General features: G+C 42.2%; 20 protein-coding genes and 3 tRNA genes. 9 read left to right on the top strand and 14 right to left on the bottom strand.

The genetic code is table 11. From position 1 onward, the window contains the following. The first annotated feature begins 45 nt into the window (after window positions 1–45). Both ACLI1A_RS12755 and ACLI1A_RS12750 read left to right on the top strand, forming a co-directional pair. Window positions 46–999, top strand: a complete 954-nt coding sequence (locus ACLI1A_RS12755; protein WP_411409057.1) for a transketolase family protein — start codon at window positions 46–48, stop codon at window positions 997–999. A gap of 118 nt (window positions 1000–1117) precedes the next feature. Further along, window positions 1118–1546, top strand: a complete 429-nt coding sequence (locus tag ACLI1A_RS12750) for a hypothetical protein (RefSeq protein ID WP_411409056.1) — start codon at window positions 1118–1120, stop codon at window positions 1544–1546. A 211-nt stretch (window positions 1547–1757) separates the two neighbouring features. Here ACLI1A_RS12750 and ACLI1A_RS12745 read toward each other — a convergent pair whose 3' ends face one another. Next, window positions 1758–2708, bottom strand: coding sequence for an FKBP-type peptidyl-prolyl cis-trans isomerase (locus tag ACLI1A_RS12745; RefSeq protein WP_411409055.1), 951 nt, complete (start codon window positions 2706–2708; stop codon window positions 1758–1760). 80 nt (window positions 2709–2788) lie between these two features. Here ACLI1A_RS12745 and ACLI1A_RS12740 point away from each other — a divergent pair, with 80 nt between their 5' ends. Genes ACLI1A_RS12740 through ACLI1A_RS12730 form a run of 3 tightly spaced genes read left to right on the top strand, consistent with a single transcriptional unit; the run spans window position 2789 to window position 4275 of the window. Beyond that, entirely contained in the window at window positions 2789–3193 is a 405-nt protein-coding gene (locus ACLI1A_RS12740) for an RNA-binding S4 domain-containing protein (protein WP_411409054.1), read from the top strand. Further along, a complete protein-coding gene (locus ACLI1A_RS12735) occupies window positions 3186–3770 on the top strand; it encodes a methyltransferase (RefSeq protein ID WP_411409053.1) in 585 nt (194 codons plus the stop codon). The genes ACLI1A_RS12740 and ACLI1A_RS12735 overlap by 8 nt, the downstream gene beginning before the upstream one ends. A 13-nt stretch (window positions 3771–3783) precedes the next feature. Further along, window positions 3784–4275: a phosphoribosyltransferase family protein gene (locus tag ACLI1A_RS12730; protein ID WP_411409052.1), complete on the top strand. Its 492-nt coding sequence runs from the start codon at window positions 3784–3786 to the stop codon at window positions 4273–4275. Here ACLI1A_RS12730 and ACLI1A_RS12725 read toward each other — a convergent pair. After that, window positions 4272–4787: a shikimate kinase gene (locus ACLI1A_RS12725; protein WP_411409051.1), complete on the bottom strand. Its 516-nt coding sequence runs from the start codon at window positions 4785–4787 to the stop codon at window positions 4272–4274. The genes ACLI1A_RS12730 and ACLI1A_RS12725 overlap by 4 nt on opposite strands. A gap of 143 nt (window positions 4788–4930) precedes the next feature. On the opposite strand from ACLI1A_RS12725, the gene ACLI1A_RS12720 reads away from it, so the two are divergent. From ACLI1A_RS12720 to ACLI1A_RS12705, 4 genes are all read left to right on the top strand, one after another. Continuing rightward, a tRNA-Lys gene (locus ACLI1A_RS12720) sits at window positions 4931–5003 on the top strand. Window positions 5004–5029: 26 nt separating this feature from the next. Further along, window positions 5030–5102: transfer RNA gene (locus ACLI1A_RS12715), tRNA-Lys, on the top strand. A gap of 54 nt (window positions 5103–5156) precedes the next feature. Beyond that, window positions 5157–5238, top strand: a tRNA-Leu gene (locus ACLI1A_RS12710). A 272-nt stretch (window positions 5239–5510) separates the two neighbouring features. Continuing rightward, window positions 5511–6818 (top strand): site-specific integrase, encoded by a 1308-nt coding sequence (locus ACLI1A_RS12705; RefSeq protein ID WP_411409050.1) that lies wholly within the window; start codon window positions 5511–5513, stop codon window positions 6816–6818. A gap of 704 nt (window positions 6819–7522) precedes the next feature. Here the strand turns inward: ACLI1A_RS12705 and ACLI1A_RS12700 are convergent. The 12 genes from ACLI1A_RS12700 to ACLI1A_RS12645 form a co-directional block, all read right to left on the bottom strand. After that, the gene (locus tag ACLI1A_RS12700; RefSeq protein ID WP_411409049.1) at window positions 7523–7810 is read right to left on the bottom strand and encodes a DNA-binding protein; all 288 of its coding nucleotides are present in this window, start codon (window positions 7808–7810) and stop codon (window positions 7523–7525) included. Window positions 7811–8146: 336 nt separating this feature from the next. Then, window positions 8147–9274 (bottom strand): hypothetical protein, encoded by a 1128-nt coding sequence (locus ACLI1A_RS12695; RefSeq protein ID WP_411409048.1) that lies wholly within the window; start codon window positions 9272–9274, stop codon window positions 8147–8149. 1 nt (window position 9275) lies between these two features. Continuing rightward, on the bottom strand, window positions 9276–10088 hold the full coding sequence (gene traN / locus ACLI1A_RS12690) for a conjugative transposon protein TraN (RefSeq protein ID WP_411409047.1): 813 nt from the start codon (window positions 10086–10088) through the stop codon (window positions 9276–9278). 10 nt (window positions 10089–10098) lie between these two features. Continuing rightward, window positions 10099–11376, bottom strand: coding sequence for a conjugative transposon protein TraM (gene traM / locus ACLI1A_RS12685; protein ID WP_411409046.1), 1278 nt, complete (start codon window positions 11374–11376; stop codon window positions 10099–10101). An 8-nt stretch (window positions 11377–11384) separates the two neighbouring features. Next, window positions 11385–11840, bottom strand: a complete 456-nt coding sequence (locus tag ACLI1A_RS12680) for a hypothetical protein (protein ID WP_411409045.1) — start codon at window positions 11838–11840, stop codon at window positions 11385–11387. A 6-nt stretch (window positions 11841–11846) separates the two neighbouring features. Next, a complete protein-coding gene (gene traK / locus ACLI1A_RS12675) occupies window positions 11847–12467 on the bottom strand; it encodes a conjugative transposon protein TraK (protein WP_411409044.1) in 621 nt (206 codons plus the stop codon). Window positions 12468–12478: 11 nt separating this feature from the next. Continuing rightward, a complete protein-coding gene (traJ, locus tag ACLI1A_RS12670) occupies window positions 12479–13663 on the bottom strand; it encodes a conjugative transposon protein TraJ (RefSeq protein WP_411409043.1) in 1185 nt (394 codons plus the stop codon). A gap of 11 nt (window positions 13664–13674) precedes the next feature. Next, window positions 13675–14304, bottom strand: a complete 630-nt coding sequence (locus tag ACLI1A_RS12665; protein ID WP_411409042.1) for a TerB family tellurite resistance protein — start codon at window positions 14302–14304, stop codon at window positions 13675–13677. Between the two features lie 11 nt (window positions 14305–14315). Next, a complete protein-coding gene (locus ACLI1A_RS12660) occupies window positions 14316–14930 on the bottom strand; it encodes a hypothetical protein (protein WP_411409041.1) in 615 nt (204 codons plus the stop codon). 12 nt (window positions 14931–14942) lie between these two features. Then, on the bottom strand, window positions 14943–15659 hold the full coding sequence (locus ACLI1A_RS12655) for a conjugal transfer protein TraI (protein WP_411409040.1): 717 nt from the start codon (window positions 15657–15659) through the stop codon (window positions 14943–14945). 7 nt (window positions 15660–15666) lie between these two features. Then, the gene (locus ACLI1A_RS12650) at window positions 15667–18135 is read right to left on the bottom strand and encodes a TraG family conjugative transposon ATPase (protein ID WP_411409039.1); all 2469 of its coding nucleotides are present in this window, start codon (window positions 18133–18135) and stop codon (window positions 15667–15669) included. A gap of 1 nt (window position 18136) precedes the next feature. Further along, window positions 18137–18460, bottom strand: a complete 324-nt coding sequence (locus ACLI1A_RS12645) for a DUF4133 domain-containing protein (RefSeq protein WP_411409038.1) — start codon at window positions 18458–18460, stop codon at window positions 18137–18139. Between the last annotated feature and the right edge of the window lie 3 nt (window positions 18461–18463).

The following is an 18463-nucleotide window of genomic DNA, read 5'->3' as shown; positions in this document are numbered from 1 at the left end:
TGAAATCTGAAATCATAAATCTGAAATCATAAATCTGAAATTACAATGAAAAAATATACCAATACAGGAAGTAAAGATACCCGTTCGGGATTTGGCGCAGGCCTTACCGAACTTGGGCAAACCAATGAAAATGTGGTAGCCCTGTGTGCCGACCTTATCGGCTCGCTAAAAATGGACGATTTTAAAAAGAACCACCCTGAGCGTTTCTTTCAGGTGGGTATAGCCGAGGCCAACATGATAGGTATGGCTGCCGGTATGACGCTGGGCGGCAAGATACCGTTTACCGGTACGTTTGCTAACTTCTCTACCGGTCGCGTATACGACCAGATTCGTCAGAGTGTTGCCTATTCAGATAAAAACGTAAAAATATGTGCCAGCCACGCAGGCCTTACCCTGGGCGAAGATGGTGCAACCCACCAGATACTGGAAGACATTGGCCTTATGAAAATGCTTCCGGGCATGACGGTTATTAATACCTGCGACTATGCACAGACTAAAGCCGCTACCCTTGCCATAGCCGAACACCACGGCCCGGTATACCTGCGTTTTGGTCGCCCAGTAGTACCAAACTTTACCGGCGAACTGGAGTTTGTTATTGGTAAAGCCATTTTGCTAAACGAAGGTACTGATGTTACCATTGTAGCTACAGGCCACTTGGTATGGGAGGCGCTGGTTGCCGCTGAAGCTCTTGAGGCTAAAGGCATTTCTGCTGAAGTAATAAACATCCACACCATTAAGCCGCTGGACGAGGAAGCTATCCTGAAGTCAGTAGGTAAAACCGGTTGTGTGGTTACTGCCGAAGAACACAACGTTATGGGAGGTCTTGGTGAAAGCGTAGCACGTGTGCTATCGCTTAACCACCCTGCACCGCAGGAGTTTGTAGCCGTGCAAGACAGCTTTGGCGAAAGCGGTACACCGGAACAGCTTATGGAAAAATACGGCCTTAACAGCGAAGCCATTATTGCCGCTGCCGAAAAAGCAATTTCGAGAAAGAAATAATTTAGTTTTTTTGATAGTTAAGAAGGTCCCGGGGCGTAAGCTTCGGGATTTTTTTGTTTTGAAGGTGCGTCAGGGATTGCTGTAATTTCTTTAATTTTAGCGAAAATCAATCAGTCACATGGACATCAGTAGTTTTCTGTATGAAGGATTAAAAATAAATGGGATTTTCATATACCCTGAAATTTTGTTTGAACAATTAGATGAATACCTAAATGATTATTTTATAAATGAACAAACTACAAATCAAAAAATCATTACTTACAAAAATATTGAGTTCTGTTTCATCGATGATAAGCTGTACTATTGGCAAATAGACACTTACGAACGAAAACTTCTACTCGGCAAAAACATTAAAGTATCAGGATTAGGATTTAAGGACTTCTTAAAGTTCCTGAACAAAAAGAAAGTAAAGTGGGCTATTACTCGCGAATTGAGTTTTGACAAACAAATAACAGTTAGAATTACAGAAACAAATGTTGATTTTGTGTTCTCTTTTGAAGAAAAAACAAGCGGTAAAATTGAAATAATAGGATATACACACCCATAATTCGATAGCTAATTTGTAATCCGTGCTTAAATACACTAAAGCATTATGAGATTGCCGCGCTACGCTCGCAACGACGGTGTGTGAAAAACGCAGTGAATACGTTTCCCTACCCCGATGGCTCGGATAAAGTAAATCCCGCCAACAGTAAAAACACTAACATACAAAAAACTCCTGCTGTGGGCAGGAGTTTTTCGTTATAAGGCTTATTGTATTATGGAGCCTGTCGGCAGGCAGCATCAAGGTATATCCTCCTGCGGTTAGGATCGGTAGTATTACCGTCGCAGCTCGGTACATTATCAAAGGTGTATGAGTTACCATTAGAAATGTATAACTCAGACTTAGTAGAGCTGCCATCGCCATCGTCATCGGCATCTATATAATCAGGGTAACCATCGCCATCGGTATCTACATAGCCTATATCGGTACCCGGGCTCATACCATACTCATAGCGGTTTTCTATACCATCGCTATCAGCATCGGTGTAGCCTACGGCATATAGCTTGAAACTAAATATAAGGCTGTCATACGATCCTACAAGACCACTTGACGAGTTATAATACGCAAGGCCCGAAGGTATAAACATAACACCCGCACCGTAGTTTTCGAAGTGCGCAGGGTCTATACTACCCGGCTCATCTACATACGTACCAGCGCCAAACAGTGGCAATATCTCCCTCCAGCCTGCTACGTAAACATCTTCGTAAAGGTTAAGCGGTGCTTGTGGAAAAGGGTCATAGTCAAACATGGTATCATCAAGCAGGTGCCCTCTGTACGATACCAGTACATCATCGGCACGAGTAGGTTTATCACCTGCACCCTCATTAAGGCTAAGGTAATAAATACGATAAGTAACTATGTTTTTAGACTCGCTGTTACCTGCAAGAGCCGAAGGCGTAAAATCTACATACTGCAGTGGGTACTGTTGCTGATCCCATATAGACACCTGTGAAGCGGGATTGTCTATACTGTCCAGCACTATATTAAATTCGGCATCTACACTCTTAATATAGTGGTTTTTAAGATACTTTTCTATACTGTCTTTTTCAGAGGCATATTGCTCGGTATAGTCGCGTGGCGGAGTCACATTGTTGTCGTCTTTATGGCACGAAGCCGTAAAGCCTATCACCGTTACCAAGGCAATTGCCAGTAAAAATCTCTTCATATTAATTTTTTTTCAAGGGTGCAAGATACGATTTTCCCGTATTTTTGTGTTGGTAATAACACCGATTTTTAAGAATTAGTATGAGGATTGATAAATATTTGTGGTGCGTGCGCTATTACAAAACCCGCAGTATAGCCACACAGGCCATACAAAAAGGGCATGTAACCGTAAACGGGCAGCAGGCAAAGGCATCGCGTGATGTGTTTCCGGGTGATAAAGTAACCGTGCGCCGCGACCAGATAAATTATATACTGAGCGTATTAGACATACCGGCAAACCGTGTAGGCCCTAAACTGGTAGATATGTACCGTAAGGACGAAACCCCTGCCGAAGCCTTTGCCCACCTGGAACTACTGAAGCTGAGCAAAGAACACTACCGCGCCAAAGGTACGGGCCGCCCTACCAAAAAAGACCGCCGTGAACTGGACGACTATACCGGAGAAGATGAATGGCCGGATGCCGATGAACTATTAGCCGATGACTAAGCTGGATAAAAACTACTGGGAAAACCGCTACCAAAGCGATGATGCTAAATGGGATGCCAAGCGCGTTACCACCCCGATAAAAGATTTAGTAGACAGCCTCACCGACAAAAAGGCTCATATACTGGTACCGGGTGCCGGCAACGGACATGAGTTTGAATACCTCATCAATAACGGGTTTACCAATACCTACATGCTGGATATAGCCGAAAGCCCGCTTAAAAATGCCATTGCCCGCCTGCCACAGGTAGAGGCTTCATGTTTTATATTGGGAGATTTCTTTGCGCACGAGGGGCAATACGACATCATTATAGAACAAACCTTCTTCTGTGCGCTGGATCCGGCGTTGAGAAGTGAATATGTTGCCAAAATGCACAGCTTACTGAAACCGGGCGGCATACTGGCAGGGTTGCTTTTTAACTTTCCACTTACACAGGAAGGCCCACCCTTTGGCGGAAGCACAGACGAATACAACACCCTGTTTGGCAATCTGTTTCATATAAAAACGCTACAGACAGCCCAAAATTCGATAAAACCAAGACAGGACAGGGAACTGTTTTTTATCTTTGAAAAAAAATAACAACACAACAACTATGAATGTTATCCTAAACAGCAAGGAAATAGAATATAAAACTAGGCGTATAGCCTACCAGATATACGAAACTTTTGTAGACGAAACCGAAGTGGTTATAGCAGGAATAGCTAATAACGGCTATATTTTTGCGCAGATGATAGCCACTGAGCTTGCCAAAATATCGGATATAAAGCCGATACTGTGCGAAGTTTCCATAAATAAGCAACAACCCCAGGAGCCGGTTAAAACATCGCTTACAGCAGACGAATATGCTAATAAAGCACTAATACTGGTAGACGACGTGCTAAACAGCGGCACAACGCTTATATATGGTGTAAAACATTTCCTTGATGTGCCCCTAAAGAAATTCAAAACGGCGGTACTGGTAGACCGTAACCACAAACAATACCCCGTAAAAGCCGACTTTAAGGGACTATCGCTTTCTACCTCCATGATGGAGCACATAATAGTAGAGCTTGAGGGCACCGAGCCTTATGCGGCACTGCGCTAAAGCAGGCTCATAATTTCGTCGGCTACCTGTGCGGGCGTTTTTCCATCGGTTTTTACTACATGACGGGCGTGGTTATAAAAATAACTACGCTCAAAAAGGTGCTGCCCTATAAACGATTCCAGCTCCTCCCCTTCCTTTCCTGCCAGTAGCGGGCGTGTATTGCCCTGCGCCTTAGTACGGCGTATTACTTCGGCTATCCCGGTTTTAAGGTAAATAGATATTACATCTTCGCGCTGCAGCAGCAAATGATTGTTTGCATAGCAGGGTGTACCACCACCTAAAGCCAGTACAAAATCAGTATCGCTATCTAAAAGTTGGGTCAAAGTTTCGTGCTCCAAACGTCGAAATTGTATTTCACCCTGCTGCTTAAAAATGTCCGAAACGCTTTTTTGGGTGTTTTTTTCAATCACCTCATCCAAATCCAGACAGTCAATTTCGGCAGCTTTAGCCAATAATCGGGCTGTTGTGGTCTTTCCGGAACCCATGTACCCACATAAAATTATCTTTTTCATATTAATAAGCCTTTACTAAACAGGCGATTGAAGAAATTAGTCAAAAAAAACTCAAATTTATAATAAAAACGCTTTGATAAATAAATAATACATCCGTATATTTGCACCCGCATTCAGGAAGTGATATACACTTTGATTTATTGGACTCGGTAGCTCAGCTGGTAGAGCACATCACTTTTAATGATGGGGTCCTGGGTTCGAATCCCAGCCGGGTCACAAGAAGACACTTACTGAAATGCGGAGACTCGGTAGCTCAGCTGGTAGAGCACATCACTTTTAATGATGGGGTCCTGGGTTCGAATCCCAGCCGGGTCACTAAAAGAAGTTAAGCACATCGCTTAACTTTTTTTGTTTATATTTACTACTATCGGCCATGTGGAGAAATTGGTAGACTCGCCATCTTGAGGGGGTGGTGCCGCAAGGCGTATGGGTTCGAATCCCATTGTGGTCACTTTTAGCTGTTTTTAAAATAGCGAATTTATTTCAAAAAAGCTCAAAAAGCCTGCAAATCAACAGTTTGTAGGCTTTTTTTAGTTTTAAGCATATCGCAATATTTTTAAAAAAGCTCCTAAATATTGTGGCAGTAGTGTGGCACCTGGAGTTTTGAAAAAAAGCGCCACAACTTTTAGCTTACACAGCTGTTAACCAAGCAGTTAAACTGCTTAACGACTTGATTTTAAAATACTATAGTTCGACCTTTATGTTTAATTAAATTGTTGAATTATGTTAGAGAACAGTTTTAGGCTCACATTTTTTTTAAAGTCACCCAAGAAGGTGACAAGCCAGAGATTAATTTATTTGAGGATCACAGTTGATGGTATAGCGAAAGAGACATCAACTAAACAAAAATGGGATGTTAAACGTTGGGACCAGCATTCTTGCAGAGCTACAGGCAATAAGGAAGACGCTAAGGCAATTAATTTTTATCTTGATACACTCACCAATAAAATCGTTCAATTTAAGGCAGAGCTAATATTGAATTCCCATACTATAACTGCGCAGCGCATTATTGATTACGTACTCGGAAGAGATGTTTCAAGGGCGAAGTTACTGGAGGAATTCCAACAACACAATGATGAATTGAAAGCTCTTGTAAGTACCGGAGAATACGCAATTGGTACACATAAGAGGTTTGTAGTGGCAAAAAACCACGTAAAAGAATTCATTGAATTTAAATATCGTACTGAAGATATCGAATTCAGGGATTTGAAATATGAATTCATAAAAGACTATGAATTCTATCTCAAGACGGTAAAGCACTGCAACAGTAATACGACTCTAAAACATATTACCTATGTAAGAAAGATGGTAATTAGAGCCTTGCACAGGGAAATAATTCAGAAAGACCCCTTTGCCAGTTTTAAAGGCAAAAGGACGAAAGTTCTTAAAAGTCCCTTAAGCCTCGAAGAACTTACGGCAATAGAGGGCTACACCTTTGCAACCAGAAGATTAAGTGTAATACGGGATGTATTCATTTTTCAGTGCTATACCGGACTGGCTTACGTAGACGTATTTAATCTAAAGCATAGTGACATTAAAAATGGTATTGATGGAAAGTTATGGATCATTAAAACACGTCAAAAGACAGCAAGCCCTTTTCACGTGCCATTACTGCCGCAGGCCATTAAAATTATGGAACGCTATAGAGAAGACCCTGTATGCCAGATAAGAGGAACTGTACTTCCTGTGGCTTCAAACCAAAAAATGAATGAATATTTAAAAGAAATTGCAGCATTATGCGGGCTTACATGCAGTCTTAATACCCATAAAGCTCGAAGAACATTTGGTAGTACTGTCACCCTAGCCAATGGTGTCCCTATTCATGTGGTTAAGGAGATGCTCGGGCATAGTTCCGTTAAACAGACCGAAGAATATGCAATTACTGAACAAATGGCAATAGGAAAGGAAATGGAAGTATTAAAAGATAGATTAACCGACCCTGACGAAAGGCAATTATTAGATAATAATGAAATTATAATTCAATTAAGAAAGGAAATTGCGGATCTGAAATCAAAACTTGCAATTCAATAGTCTCAAAGTTTTTATGCTTTTATGTATCATAATTAGTAAAGCCTGCAGCCATTAAATGCAGGCTTTATTTTATATATATTGTGGAAATATCTTCGATGTAGAACTTTTTGTGGCACCGAAAAGATTTTAATAAAGTGCCACACTTTGTATATAATCGTAAAATATACAATTAGTTATAAATAAATATTATGACGAATTCGACTTTTAATATTGTAAGTGATATACAAAATACGACCTAATTATTGAGATTATCTGCTAAATAAATCTCCATCTTCCGGGAGAATATTTTGCGAAGTACAATTATATGTGGCACCGCCAAAATTCTAAAAAAGTGCCACAAATCATCCGGTATTTCACCGTAATACAGTATATTACAAGATTCATTTATACCGATATATAACTACTTTTAATAAAAAAAGGCAATCTATTTATTGAGATTGCCTGCAAAATCTATTTCGCTATGAAGTATTGGATGGTAGGACGGTCTATAAATTATATAGCCAAAAGCCTGAAGATCCTTAAAATATTTATGATAAGTAGGAATTGTACTTATATGGGATAACGCCATAATCTTACTCCTACTCACTCTAATGGCAGTCTTTTTATTCTGCTTTAAAGCCAGGACAATTATTGCATACAACATAGAAATGTGCCAGGCATTCAGCCTATGATCCACCTCAAGCAATCTAAGAATTTTTGCTAAATCACTTATTCCCATTTCGTTGATCATCATTAAATAATTTTTCAATATCACTTTTATTGTAATAATAGGATCCCAAGACCTTTTTAAAGCGAATTTTTCCCATTACCCGTAAGTTTTGCAGTGAGGCGGGAGACATATCAAGCAACTTTCTCACAACTTTACTTTTAACCCATTCGAGGCTAAATTCCGTCTTATCCTTTGGCATCACCTCCGTGAGAGCCTCTCGAAAACTACTGATCATTAACAAACCAAATTGCCTCAAATCTTCTTTTGTTACCACTTCATTCATAATTACATCTTATTTAAGATCTATATTTTCTCTCTCATAATATCAAGGTCTGGGAGCAGGAAAATTTTGCTGGGCTGATTTTTCTTAAAAGAGGGCTCATACCTTATGTAGCCGTATTCCGCCAATTGCTTTATATATTGGTGATACGTACATTGAGTAATTATTTTCGCTAACTCCATAACCTGATGGCTGTACAGGCAAAGCGGATCTTTACTCCCCATTTTTCTCCAAATGCATAACAAAGCGGCATATAAGCCTACATGCCGCATCGTTATACGGGGGTCTTTCACTACACTCTCCCAAAAATTAAAAAGTACATCCATGGGCTTCATAGCTTTAAATACGCTGCTGCCTTTTCTTACTTTCTTTTTTCTCAGGCTCACTATCGCTATCCAACTTACTAGCCTTTGCGTTCTTGGCCGATTGCTCTTTGCCTTCATTTTGTTCCTGGCTGACAGAACGCTTGGCATCAACGCGCTGTAAATTAGCATCGTAGATATTGATATTTTTATATTGCGGGTTTGCTTCTATGTACTGCTTAACTTCCTGTCCTTCTTTCAGGAAAGTAGCAGCCTGTAGGTTTCCTTTCTTTAGCGAGTCAATTAGTTCGGCCTTATATTGATCATTTAGAAGCTCTTTTATAGGATGCTTGGCAAGCTGTGATTCAATATCATAGCCGTAGTTTTTGCCGTATTGGAGTTGTTTGTAATTTCCGCGATCATCTGTATTTTTGAAGTCGTACTTAATCCAAACATTATAATCCTGGCCTTCCTTCGTTTGCAGGTCTTTATTAATAGACCTGCCACTTAACAGGTTATAAGCTTCCTTCATGGTAATTGTGCCTTTATTGTTGACAAATATGTTTTGCTGCAGCACATCGGCATTTTCCCTTTGAAGTTTAACGTTATAGGAATTAAAGAAATACATATCACCCTGTTCCGACTTTTTAAAGTTGAGCGTGGCCTCAACTTTATCTTTTCCATATTCGTTATTGTAGATTAACTTAAACTCAGGTAATTGCTGGTTAATTTTCTGTCTTAGTTCATATTCCAGACTATCTCCGAAGCCTGTATATTTTACCTGATCTTTCAGGTAATTGAAATTGTTCTCGTTCATAACTTTATTATTTTGATTATTATTTTCTTTTTCGAGGCGCTGTAAACGGGCAGTGACCATTGCTGAAATATCTACCAATCCGGCATCTGTAAGAAGTAAGTTTTCATCTTTTAAAGCCTCACTCATCGTACGGTATATAGTCTTGACACCCATAAATTCATAAAAGTCTATGTCGGTGGACATTTCGTAGCAGTATTCTGCTGCGTCATAAGATGTTTCAAAACAGACAAGTTCATCTTTACTTACTGGTCTGGAATCATTAGGGAATGCCACCGCTACATTCCCGCCCCAATTTTGTTCTACCAGATAGTCCAAAATTTCTCTATATTGACTGCTGCTAATTTTCATTTTATAGATGCTTGGCTTTTACTACAGTCTTGTTTTTCACTCTAACTTCCAGGTGCCTGCCTCCATCTTTCTCCATAACCTGCAGGATCACCTCCTTTTTATCAGGTATTGTAAACTTCGGGGCGACAATTACCACAGTCTCTTCCGTCAGCCCTTTTATTACAGAAACAGGATTGTATACATACAATTGTTCAATTTCATTTTCCTGTGATGCTGTTCGCTTGGCTTTCTTTTGATCCCTTATAAACAGCCTCAACTGCCCGATATCATAGTTAATATTTGTTTTATTTCTAATCCTGACTTTAAAGAAAAAAAGGTTCTCGTGCACATAAAATCCCTCTACAAATAATTTTGCTCCGTCATTGCCATTCGTTATACCGTAGATGTCTCTTTTCAATAATGCAGCTGTTGTACTTAACTCCTTTGCCAGTGCCTCATTGTATTCTTGTGTAGCATTTACTTTGCCATTTGTATAATCAAGGTTAAGCTGGGTAGTAGATTCATTATAACCTACGCTATAGGAATACAATTTCCCATCGCTCGTAATCACGGTAAGGTTTGTGGCTTCAAAACATTCCCTCCCGGCCTTTACCTGAAGGATATTTTCCAGGCCTTTGGCTTTCTGCACCAGCACATCCCTACTGCCACGGTCTACGCTTTTGATGGCAAAAGGGTAAATAAGGTTTGTTGTTTTGCCTACAGCGATAGTTAATGATTCAGGTCTTATTTGTACATAATCTGAAGCGGCACTTTCCTGTGCCTGAATGGTTAATGCAGACAGCATTACCAACACAATTGCAATAAACTTTTTCATAGTATCGGAGTTATTTCTTATTAGCTTTTTCATCATATAATAGCACCTGGTATCCGGCCTTAACCATAACTTTTACCAGTTTCACTTTCTTACTGAGCAATGTCTTACCTGCTTCGATACCAGCTCCCATCGCCTGGGACGACCACGAATCATCAATAGTGGTTACACCCAGGGATTGTACCGAGCGGTCAGCAGAACTTTTGGCAACATCGCGGGCAATGGCTCCGGGAATATAGATCCCTTCCATGCCATCCATATCGTACACCTTAAGATCTACCCGAAAGATTGAAGTATCGTATTGCAGGCTCTCGATGTTTACGGTAAGGCGTTCTCCTTTTAGGGAAACTGTGCCAAAAACAAAGTGGTCTTTAGGAATTGTAATACCATTTATCATAATGTCAGTTGTTAGCCTGATTTTGATCACGGCACCATTTACCAAGGTTTGTGTTTCATGTACGACCGCTGTAATGGCATTGCCAACATTGTTGTCTACCATTTCATTGTCTAGCGAATAAAAACCATGACTTTGGTAATTGTTTATGCTACCAAAATTGCGAACCCCATTTTCCAGTACCGATACATTTTCAGGGTTACCGGAGGCTTTTACCGGAAATACCTGCCCACGCATTTGTTCAGATTGCTCCTGAAGGCGTTGCTGTACACGTTCCGGATGCTGGATATCAACTATCCTTTCCAACATGGAACCGAGTTGTTGCAATTCAGGATCTGCTTCGGATGGCTGGTTCATCGATGCCATCATTGACTCAAGGCGGTTAATTTCAGGATTTGTACCTGCTTGCTGCGATCTGGCCGTTGGTTTATTCTTTACCGGTTGCTGTAGTGCTGGATTGTCCAGTGCCCTTTGAAGGGCTTCAAGGCGCGCATGTACTTTTTCTTCAGCCGGGCTGCGGTAAGCCATACTGTTTAACTCTCTTGATGAAGGCTTTTTCTGAATGGGTTCCTGCACAAGGTTGTCGTCTTCCTGAAACGCTTTGTTTGACCCTAAATAGGCTGCGCTGCGTTCATTTTTAGCTTTTCCTTTTAGTGAATCTTCCATTGCCCTGTCATAATAACTCAGCTTATCCAGCGCTTTGTCATCCTTGAAATTTGGATTGGGCAGGTTGGCGTTGAAACCTTTTTCTAACGGCGAGGTAGCAGCGATCGCTGTCGTTGAACCTCCACCCAAAGCCCAGAAGAACAGGCTAAGGAATGGCAAAGCCATAATCGGCAGCATTAAAAACAATTTGCGCTGCCTTAAATCTTTCGGGGTCAATACTTTCTTTTCCATAATCCTAATTATTTTGTTTTGTAATATTCTTCTAACATTTTCAAAGTATCTAAAAGTCCCGGTCGGTAACGCACTATACTGTCGTACTGTGGTTTTCCACTTGGGGTGTTCTTAAGGCTGTCCATGACAAAAAGCAAGTGTTTCATACGTGCTATTTCGTCACTCTCATCCCCATCACATTTAATAATAGGCTTACGCGAATCAGGCCTTGAAATCGAATGAATAGGTATTGCTTTCGTATGATTGACAACAGTAAATCCTTTTATGACTAAAAAGCTACTGTAGGCACAGCAAAAAAGGCAGAGCACAATAAGTACTATCTTTTGCTGGCTTATCGAGAGTCTACCAGCCAGCTTTACCATTTGCCTCACCCACCATTCTTTTATATTCCTTTTTTTCTCAACGAGCCAAATTGCTACCGGGCTTGTTGGTGTTTCCTGTTTCTTTTGCTTACAAAATACCATATGCCCTTATTTTCGGTTTTCAGTAGCAATATCACGGTTCTCTATGGTAGCCCAGTGTTCAATCAGGAAGCCGTGCGGGTTGTTGTCGCTGCGCGACACATTCCTGAGCGCACCTTCGGTAATCAGGCTGCGGGTAACAGTGGTTGTAGCCCTTGTGATCTGCTGGGTAGCGTAGCACCTGAAGTGATAGGGATAGCTTTTTATATCCACCTGTACGCTGTCAACCTCAATGCCCTGACTGATATTCCCGGAAATAATCCCGGCATAATAACCCTTTTCCTTAAGGTCGTCGTACACCCTCTTAGCAGTACCGTCGGCAAGGTTTAGGGCCTTATTAATATTGGTACGTATTACATTCTCGTCCGGGTCAAGGGTAAAAAAGAACGTATGGAATGTCTTTACATGGTCACGCGCCTCTACCGGTATGTTGTCTTTTCGGTCCGCAGCGAAGGCCTCTATAGCTTTACCATTAGCCAGTATGTAGATCTTGCCCTGCATCCGGGACACCAGGCTAAAGCTCTTATACAGGCTGAGGGCAGCAACACCAAGGCTACAGATAATTAATACCAGGCTAAAAATTCTCACATACCGGAATGCGCTGTCGATGTTTTTCATTTTTGTAAACATAACCTCTGGTTTTAATTTCCTTTTAGTTTATCTGCCATATATCCTCCTGCCATTGCCGCGCCCTGTCCTGTTGCTTTCGCTCCATCTACCACGAGTTTCGCCCCATCAGTTGCCGCTCCGGTGGTATATTGCCCGGCACTTGCCGAAGTACTGGCAGCGGTACTGTAGCTTGCACTTAAAATACTTGTTGTTTTTTGCGTTAGGGCACTGCCTCCGGCGGCATGGACGATGTAATTGGCTACCGAGGGTACTGTAAAGTAGCCGATAATACCGATGATCATAAATACCATATAGGCCATGTCAGTTCTGCTGAAAAAGGTATCCCCATAGTTCCCAATCTGGTCAATGTCAATTTCCAGCATCTTCTCCTGTATCTTCCCGATGATGCCCCCGAAGATATTGGCTACCGGCAGCCAGAGGAATATATTTAGATAGCGTGCCAGCCAGGCGCTTAGGGTATTGTGCAGGCCATCAAAGACCGCAAGCCCAAATACTAAAGGCCCTAATATTGATAATACGATAAGCTGGAAGGTGCGCAGGGTATTGATACACAGCGCAGCTGCTTCAAACAATATGCGAAGTACCTCGCTCATCCATTCCTTTACCGAATTCCTGAAATTATAGGACATCTTGGCTGCAGCAAACTTTATATCATTGCCGATACCCTCAAAAAAACCTTCGTCATCCGGGTCGGCATCATCATGGGTATATTTATACCAACGATCGCGGTCGCCACTACCGTCTTCACCTACATACATCTGCCAGACATCGCTATTCATAATAGCTTCTTCTTTCTTTTGCAACAATACTTCAATGGCCTGGTTGGAATTCTCGACCATAGCAGCAGTAGCAGTAACGGTAGGTTTCATTACCCCGTTTATCATGGCCAACACCGAAGGGAATATCGTGATGCAGAATCCCAGTACAAATGGGCGGAAGAGCGGGTAAAAATCTATTGGTTCTGCCGCTGCCAGGTGCTTCCATACCCGGGAGGCGATATACCACAATGCAGCAAACCCGGCTATGCCCTGGGCAACACCCATAAGGTTAGTACATAAGGGCATCATTTCATCATAAAGTTCCTCAAGCACCCCATGCAAGCTCTGCATCTCATCGGCCATACCTTGGGCGAAGGCTCCAATTGGGAATAGGAGTCCCAGGGCTGCTGTAAAAGCAACCGTTCTATATCGTTTCATAAGCCAAATTGTTAAGGGGTTAATTCATGCAGTCTTTCCATTTTTTGTACGTCATGATGCTCTTTGGCACGCTGGATGGAAAGCACGGTTGTATTGTTATTAAAGTCCCTTAGGAACATAAGCTTGTCCTGCATATCTTCATAAATACGGTCGATGGCTTCTAATCGTTCATTGTCGCTCATGCGCGCCTGCCCGGCGGTGACTACGACCAAAAGCTCATCAAGGTTACGCAGGCTTTGTTCCACCAGATTATCATACACCCTGCCAATATAGGAGAGTTCATCTCCGTTAAAGTTGCCACTTCCCTGGTAACGGCTCAAGGCATTGCCCTGTTCGTTAATCAACTTGATTTGCATTTCGATTATTTCGGTTACGCGTTTGTAATTACGGACGGTTGGGCTGACTTCAAGCAGCGCATCCAGAAAGGCTTCGTGCAGGCTAAAATTACCTTGGGTTAAGTCCTTTACGGTGTTGTAACCCTTAGTCAGTATCTCATAACCCTTTTTCATGTCCTTTAGAATTTGCCTGAACTGTGCAAGCTTCTCAATATTAAGCGCCAGTTGTTGCAGTTCCTGCGCCTGTGCGCTTACCTTGCTATAAGGTAACAGCAGCACCAATAGTAATATCACTAACTTTTTCATACGCATGCTTTTTAAAGTCCCTGTAACCTTTGGGCCATTTCCGCATCTACATTCTCCTTCTTGCGGGACTGGACCAGTACTTTGGCCTCACCGGTAAACTGTTCACAAAAGTTATATGCATCCAGCATCTTTTCATACAAGACATCTATGCGCTCAAGGCGTTCGCTGTCTTTCATGGTCAGTTGGTTGTCGGTCGTAACCGCCTCCAGTTCGTCGAGTACCGTTTGGCAGTCATCCAACAGCCTCGCAAAAACACGTTCCAAATAGTCCATTTCATCGCTACGGATGTACTGATTCCCTTGCAGGAAATCCCTTGTATCACCACAACGTTCCAATATCCTTCCCTGCAGGAGCAGCGTCTTACCGACACTTACATAACCCTGTACTTCCGGGTTGACATGCGCCAGTGCATTGAAATAATCGGTATGCAGGTTAAATTCACCTCTTTTAAAATCCCCGATTACATCCAGCCCTTTCTTTACAACGGAGTAGCCCTTTTGCACATAACCGATATAGACCTGTAGCGCAACAATCTGTTCCATCATCGTTTTCACCGTTTTGTTCTGCGCTTGTACCGGAGTTGCAATACATCCAAAAAGCAGTATCATCAGCATCATCTTTTTCATAACATTTTGATTTTAAGGTAATCCGTACATTCTTTTGATTAAATCCACATCCGCTTTACTGCGCGCACGTTGCAGGCTAAGCAGCATGTTCTGTTTGTTAAACAGTTTGAGGTCGTCGTAATTTGCTTCAATACGGTCTGCCGCTGCGTTAATCATTTCAAGGCGCTCAGCATCGCTCATAGAAGTGGTAAAGGATTCAACAACCATAAAAATCACATCAATATTCTCTATGCTTTCACCCAGTATACCGTTGTATACTTTTTCCATATAAGCTATTTCATCACTGGTAAAATGGTCGTCCTGCTGCAAAAGCCCCCATGCGTCCTGATATTCGCTGACAAGCCGCTGCTGCTTATCCACAATATCACGGATACGCTGGTAATACGAAACCATGGCCTTTACTTTCATAAGCTCTTCATAGTAGCCTTTGTAAAGTTCCTTTTGTTTCTCCGTCCACTCGGATATCTCATCCAATTTGAGCTTTGACAAGGCATTTTCAATCTGCTTCTGAGCATTCTGTAACCAGATCGTTTTGTTTTGTAACCTCTGGATTCGCAAGTCAATGGCCTTGATAATTTTCTTTAAGGCTTCCTTTATAATGGTCAGCAATGGTAACGCGGCTGCGCTACTGGCTTCTGCCGCAACTACCGGAGCCGCTGCTACAGGCATTACCGATGAAAACAACAGGGTAAGGCTTAGCATCACTATTAAAATCTTCTTTTGTACCATCGTGGTATTATTTTGTATTCCTCATTTCATTAGCCAGGGCGGCAATGCCCTTTTTAATGTCCCCTCCAAATTTTTGGGCGTAGGCCTGTACTTTTACCTTTTCGGTCTCTTCGGTAGTATAGGCCAAATATTCTTCCAGCGACACCTCTGTACGGTAAACTTTCGAGAGTACCCCACCAAGGGAAATAAAGACTTCCTTGTACTTGCGGGACGGATCGTTCGCTTTGTTAACCGACAACACCAATGCTTTCTCCTTTTCGGTAAGGCCAAGCAGCTCCTGTATCTGGTCAAACTTGTTTTGGTACTTGCTTTGGTCGAGCAGTATCTTGCAGTCACTGTTGTTTATAATCGCCTGCTTTACAATCGGCGAGGAAATGATATCCTCCACTTCCTGGGTTACCACAATAGCCTCACCAAAGAACTTACGTACCGTCTTAAAGAGGTATTTGATATATTCCGCGAAGCCCTCTTTCATTAAGGCTTTCCAAGCTTCTTCAATCAGTATCATCTTGCGCATGCCTTTCATCTTGCGCATCTTGTTGATGAATACCTCCATAATGATAATGGTTACCACCGGAAACAGTATGGGATGGTCTTTGATGTTGTCGAGTTCAAAAACGATGAAGCGTTCCTGAAGCAGGTTCAGGTTTTCGGTGGCGTTCAACAAATAATCAAACTCACCGCCTTTGTAATAGGGGCGCAGTACGTACAGGAAATTATCCACATCAAAATCCTTTTCCTTTACCTTATCACCTTCCAATACCGCTACATAATGATCCCTTAAAAACTCATAGAACGAATTGAAACTCGGGAAGAGGCCTTCATTGTTATTCAGGTAGCTATAATAGCCGCCAATGGCATTTGACAGCGCAACGTACTCACTACGCTTAAAGGCTTCATCATCTTTTTTCCATAGTGCTAAAAGCAGCGTCTTAATACTTTCTTTCTTCTCAGTATCCAAAGTATCGCCTTCCCCGATATAGAATGGATTGAAGCGTATGGGATTGGCCTCGGTATACGTGAAATAATAACCGTTTACCATATCGCACAGTCCTTTGTAACTGTGCCCGACATCCACCAGAACAATATGGGCTCCCTGCTCATAATAGCTCCTTACCATATGATTTGTAAAGAACGATTTGCCGCTGCCCGATGGGCCCAGGATGAACTTATTACGGTTAGTACAAATGCCCATCTTTACCGGTTCATCACTAATATCTACATGTACAGGCTTACCGTTTAGGCGCTCGCCCAAGCGGATGCCCATAGGGCTAAGTGATGAGCGGTAACCGGTTTCAAGGTTAAAAAAACAGGCGGCCTGTTCGGCAAAGGTGTCAAAAGTGTCATTCATCGGGAAGTCCGCCGCATTGCCGGGCATACCGGCCCACCATATCTGTGGTGCACCCACGGTTTCCTGACGCGCCACCGCATCCATCTGCGCCAGGGCTGAGGATACCATATTCTTTATGTCTTTCAGCTTATCCTTAGCATCGGTCCAGGCAAGTATATTGAAATGGGCTTTGACCGGAAGGCGTTGCTGGCTAATCGCCTCATTCAAAAAATCATTAGTGGCATCACGGGCTAGACTGTTTTCTCTGCTGTAACCCGAAAGCGATTGTAACCTGAGCCTTTTTGCTTCCATTTTCTGGATGGTCTTTTGCGGGTCATCCAAAAAAAGGTACTGGTTGTAGATATGGTTACAGGATAACAATTGCCCCAGTGTTGAAGCAAAACCGATACTGAACTTGGTACGGTCAGTGGAATATTTATCGTAATTAATACGGGAACCACAAAGGCCCGGCAGGTCAGCCGCATCGGCAAGGGCGTATAATTGGCTGTACTTATCGTTTACACGCAAGCCATCTTCAAAGGCAATGTCGCCAAAGACAAAAGGATGCGGGCGCTCGGCCAAGAGACAGTACTGCTCAATAAATCCCATATTGCTATGGCTGCTGGAGAGTTCCTTTTCTGTAAGCCTTTGCAGGGTTATAAATCCACTGTCTTCTAATATCCTTTTAAACTGTCCGGCACTGTCTAAAAAATCTTGCAAAAGCTGAGGATTTAAAGTCTCTTCCGGGACTATACTGCGCTTGAGCAGGCTGGAAAATATCGAGTTTACGCTCTTACGTCCCTCTGGTTTTTTGGTAAGCATGATGTAGCAGCTGTGATCTAAGAAAGGTCGCTCATTAAAAAATCGCTCGCTGCTCTGTGAAAGAAAGCTGTTGTCCTGTTTTGAAAAATCAGCTTTATAATGGCTTTCCAAAAACCAGTCCTGCTTGTGAAATACTGTATGCTTAGGTAAGACTTTTAATGCCTTGAGCCATATCTGGTGGAACGCCTCATATTCCTGATCCGACAGGGTAAAAAGTTCCGGCAACGCTGCTTTAAATACAATCGTTACATCACCCTGCTTTGACAGAATACAATCATGCTCTACAGCCATAATGGGCAGTATCTTTTCGATATCCTTTTCCATATTACTTGCTTTTTTGGTTTAAGAAAAATACCGTTCGGCTTTTCAATTTCAGTACTCCGGGAAGCTGCTTTTTGGCCAGTGCTTTCATAAGTCCATACTCCCCATATTTATGACTGAGGCGGTAGATGTGCATTACCGATAAGGTTCCTGCCACTCCGATTACACCAATACAAACCAACGATGGAAGCCCAATAATGTACATGATGGCAAAAACTACCATCAGGGCTACGACCGCTCCGCCCAGATACCAGATATACTGCGCCTTGAGCCCTTTAAATTCAATACTTTGATTAATCCCTTTATTTACTTGATATACGCTTGCCATAAC

Source organism: Flavobacterium sp. RHBU_3 (genome assembly GCF_046613565.1).
In the GTDB taxonomy this organism is placed as follows: domain Bacteria; phylum Bacteroidota; class Bacteroidia; order Flavobacteriales; family Flavobacteriaceae; genus Flavobacterium.
Note: the sequence above shows the minus strand (reverse complement) of the source record. Positions and strands in the feature narration are given on the sequence as shown.

Bases quoted from the DNA above. Each gene is read 5' to 3' on its own strand.
- ACLI1A_RS12755 (WP_411409057.1), top strand. From the start codon at position 46: ATGAAAAAATATACCAATACAGGAAGTAAAGATACCCGTTCGGGATTT.
- ACLI1A_RS12750 (WP_411409056.1), top strand. From the start codon at position 1,118: ATGGACATCAGTAGTTTTCTGTATGAAGGATTAAAAATAAATGGGATT.
- ACLI1A_RS12745 (WP_411409055.1), bottom strand. From the start codon at position 2,708: ATGAAGAGATTTTTACTGGCAATTGCCTTGGTAACGGTGATAGGCTTT.
- ACLI1A_RS12740 (WP_411409054.1), top strand. From the start codon at position 2,789: ATGAGGATTGATAAATATTTGTGGTGCGTGCGCTATTACAAAACCCGC.
- ACLI1A_RS12735 (WP_411409053.1), top strand. From the start codon at position 3,186: ATGACTAAGCTGGATAAAAACTACTGGGAAAACCGCTACCAAAGCGAT.
- ACLI1A_RS12730 (WP_411409052.1), top strand. From the start codon at position 3,784: ATGAATGTTATCCTAAACAGCAAGGAAATAGAATATAAAACTAGGCGT.
- ACLI1A_RS12725 (WP_411409051.1), bottom strand. From the start codon at position 4,787: ATGAAAAAGATAATTTTATGTGGGTACATGGGTTCCGGAAAGACCACA.
- ACLI1A_RS12705 (WP_411409050.1), top strand. From the start codon at position 5,511: ATGTTAGAGAACAGTTTTAGGCTCACATTTTTTTTAAAGTCACCCAAG.
- ACLI1A_RS12700 (WP_411409049.1), bottom strand. From the start codon at position 7,810: ATGAATGAAGTGGTAACAAAAGAAGATTTGAGGCAATTTGGTTTGTTA.
- ACLI1A_RS12695 (WP_411409048.1), bottom strand. From the start codon at position 9,274: ATGAAAATTAGCAGCAGTCAATATAGAGAAATTTTGGACTATCTGGTA.
- traN (WP_411409047.1), bottom strand. From the start codon at position 10,088: ATGAAAAAGTTTATTGCAATTGTGTTGGTAATGCTGTCTGCATTAACC.
- traM (WP_411409046.1), bottom strand. From the start codon at position 11,376: ATGGAAAAGAAAGTATTGACCCCGAAAGATTTAAGGCAGCGCAAATTG.
- ACLI1A_RS12680 (WP_411409045.1), bottom strand. From the start codon at position 11,840: ATGGTATTTTGTAAGCAAAAGAAACAGGAAACACCAACAAGCCCGGTA.
- traK (WP_411409044.1), bottom strand. From the start codon at position 12,467: ATGTTTACAAAAATGAAAAACATCGACAGCGCATTCCGGTATGTGAGA.
- traJ (WP_411409043.1), bottom strand. From the start codon at position 13,663: ATGAAACGATATAGAACGGTTGCTTTTACAGCAGCCCTGGGACTCCTA.
- ACLI1A_RS12665 (WP_411409042.1), bottom strand. From the start codon at position 14,304: ATGAAAAAGTTAGTGATATTACTATTGGTGCTGCTGTTACCTTATAGC.
- ACLI1A_RS12660 (WP_411409041.1), bottom strand. From the start codon at position 14,930: ATGAAAAAGATGATGCTGATGATACTGCTTTTTGGATGTATTGCAACT.
- ACLI1A_RS12655 (WP_411409040.1), bottom strand. From the start codon at position 15,659: ATGGTACAAAAGAAGATTTTAATAGTGATGCTAAGCCTTACCCTGTTG.
- ACLI1A_RS12650 (WP_411409039.1), bottom strand. From the start codon at position 18,135: ATGGAAAAGGATATCGAAAAGATACTGCCCATTATGGCTGTAGAGCAT.
- ACLI1A_RS12645 (WP_411409038.1), bottom strand. From the start codon at position 18,460: ATGGCAAGCGTATATCAAGTAAATAAAGGGATTAATCAAAGTATTGAA.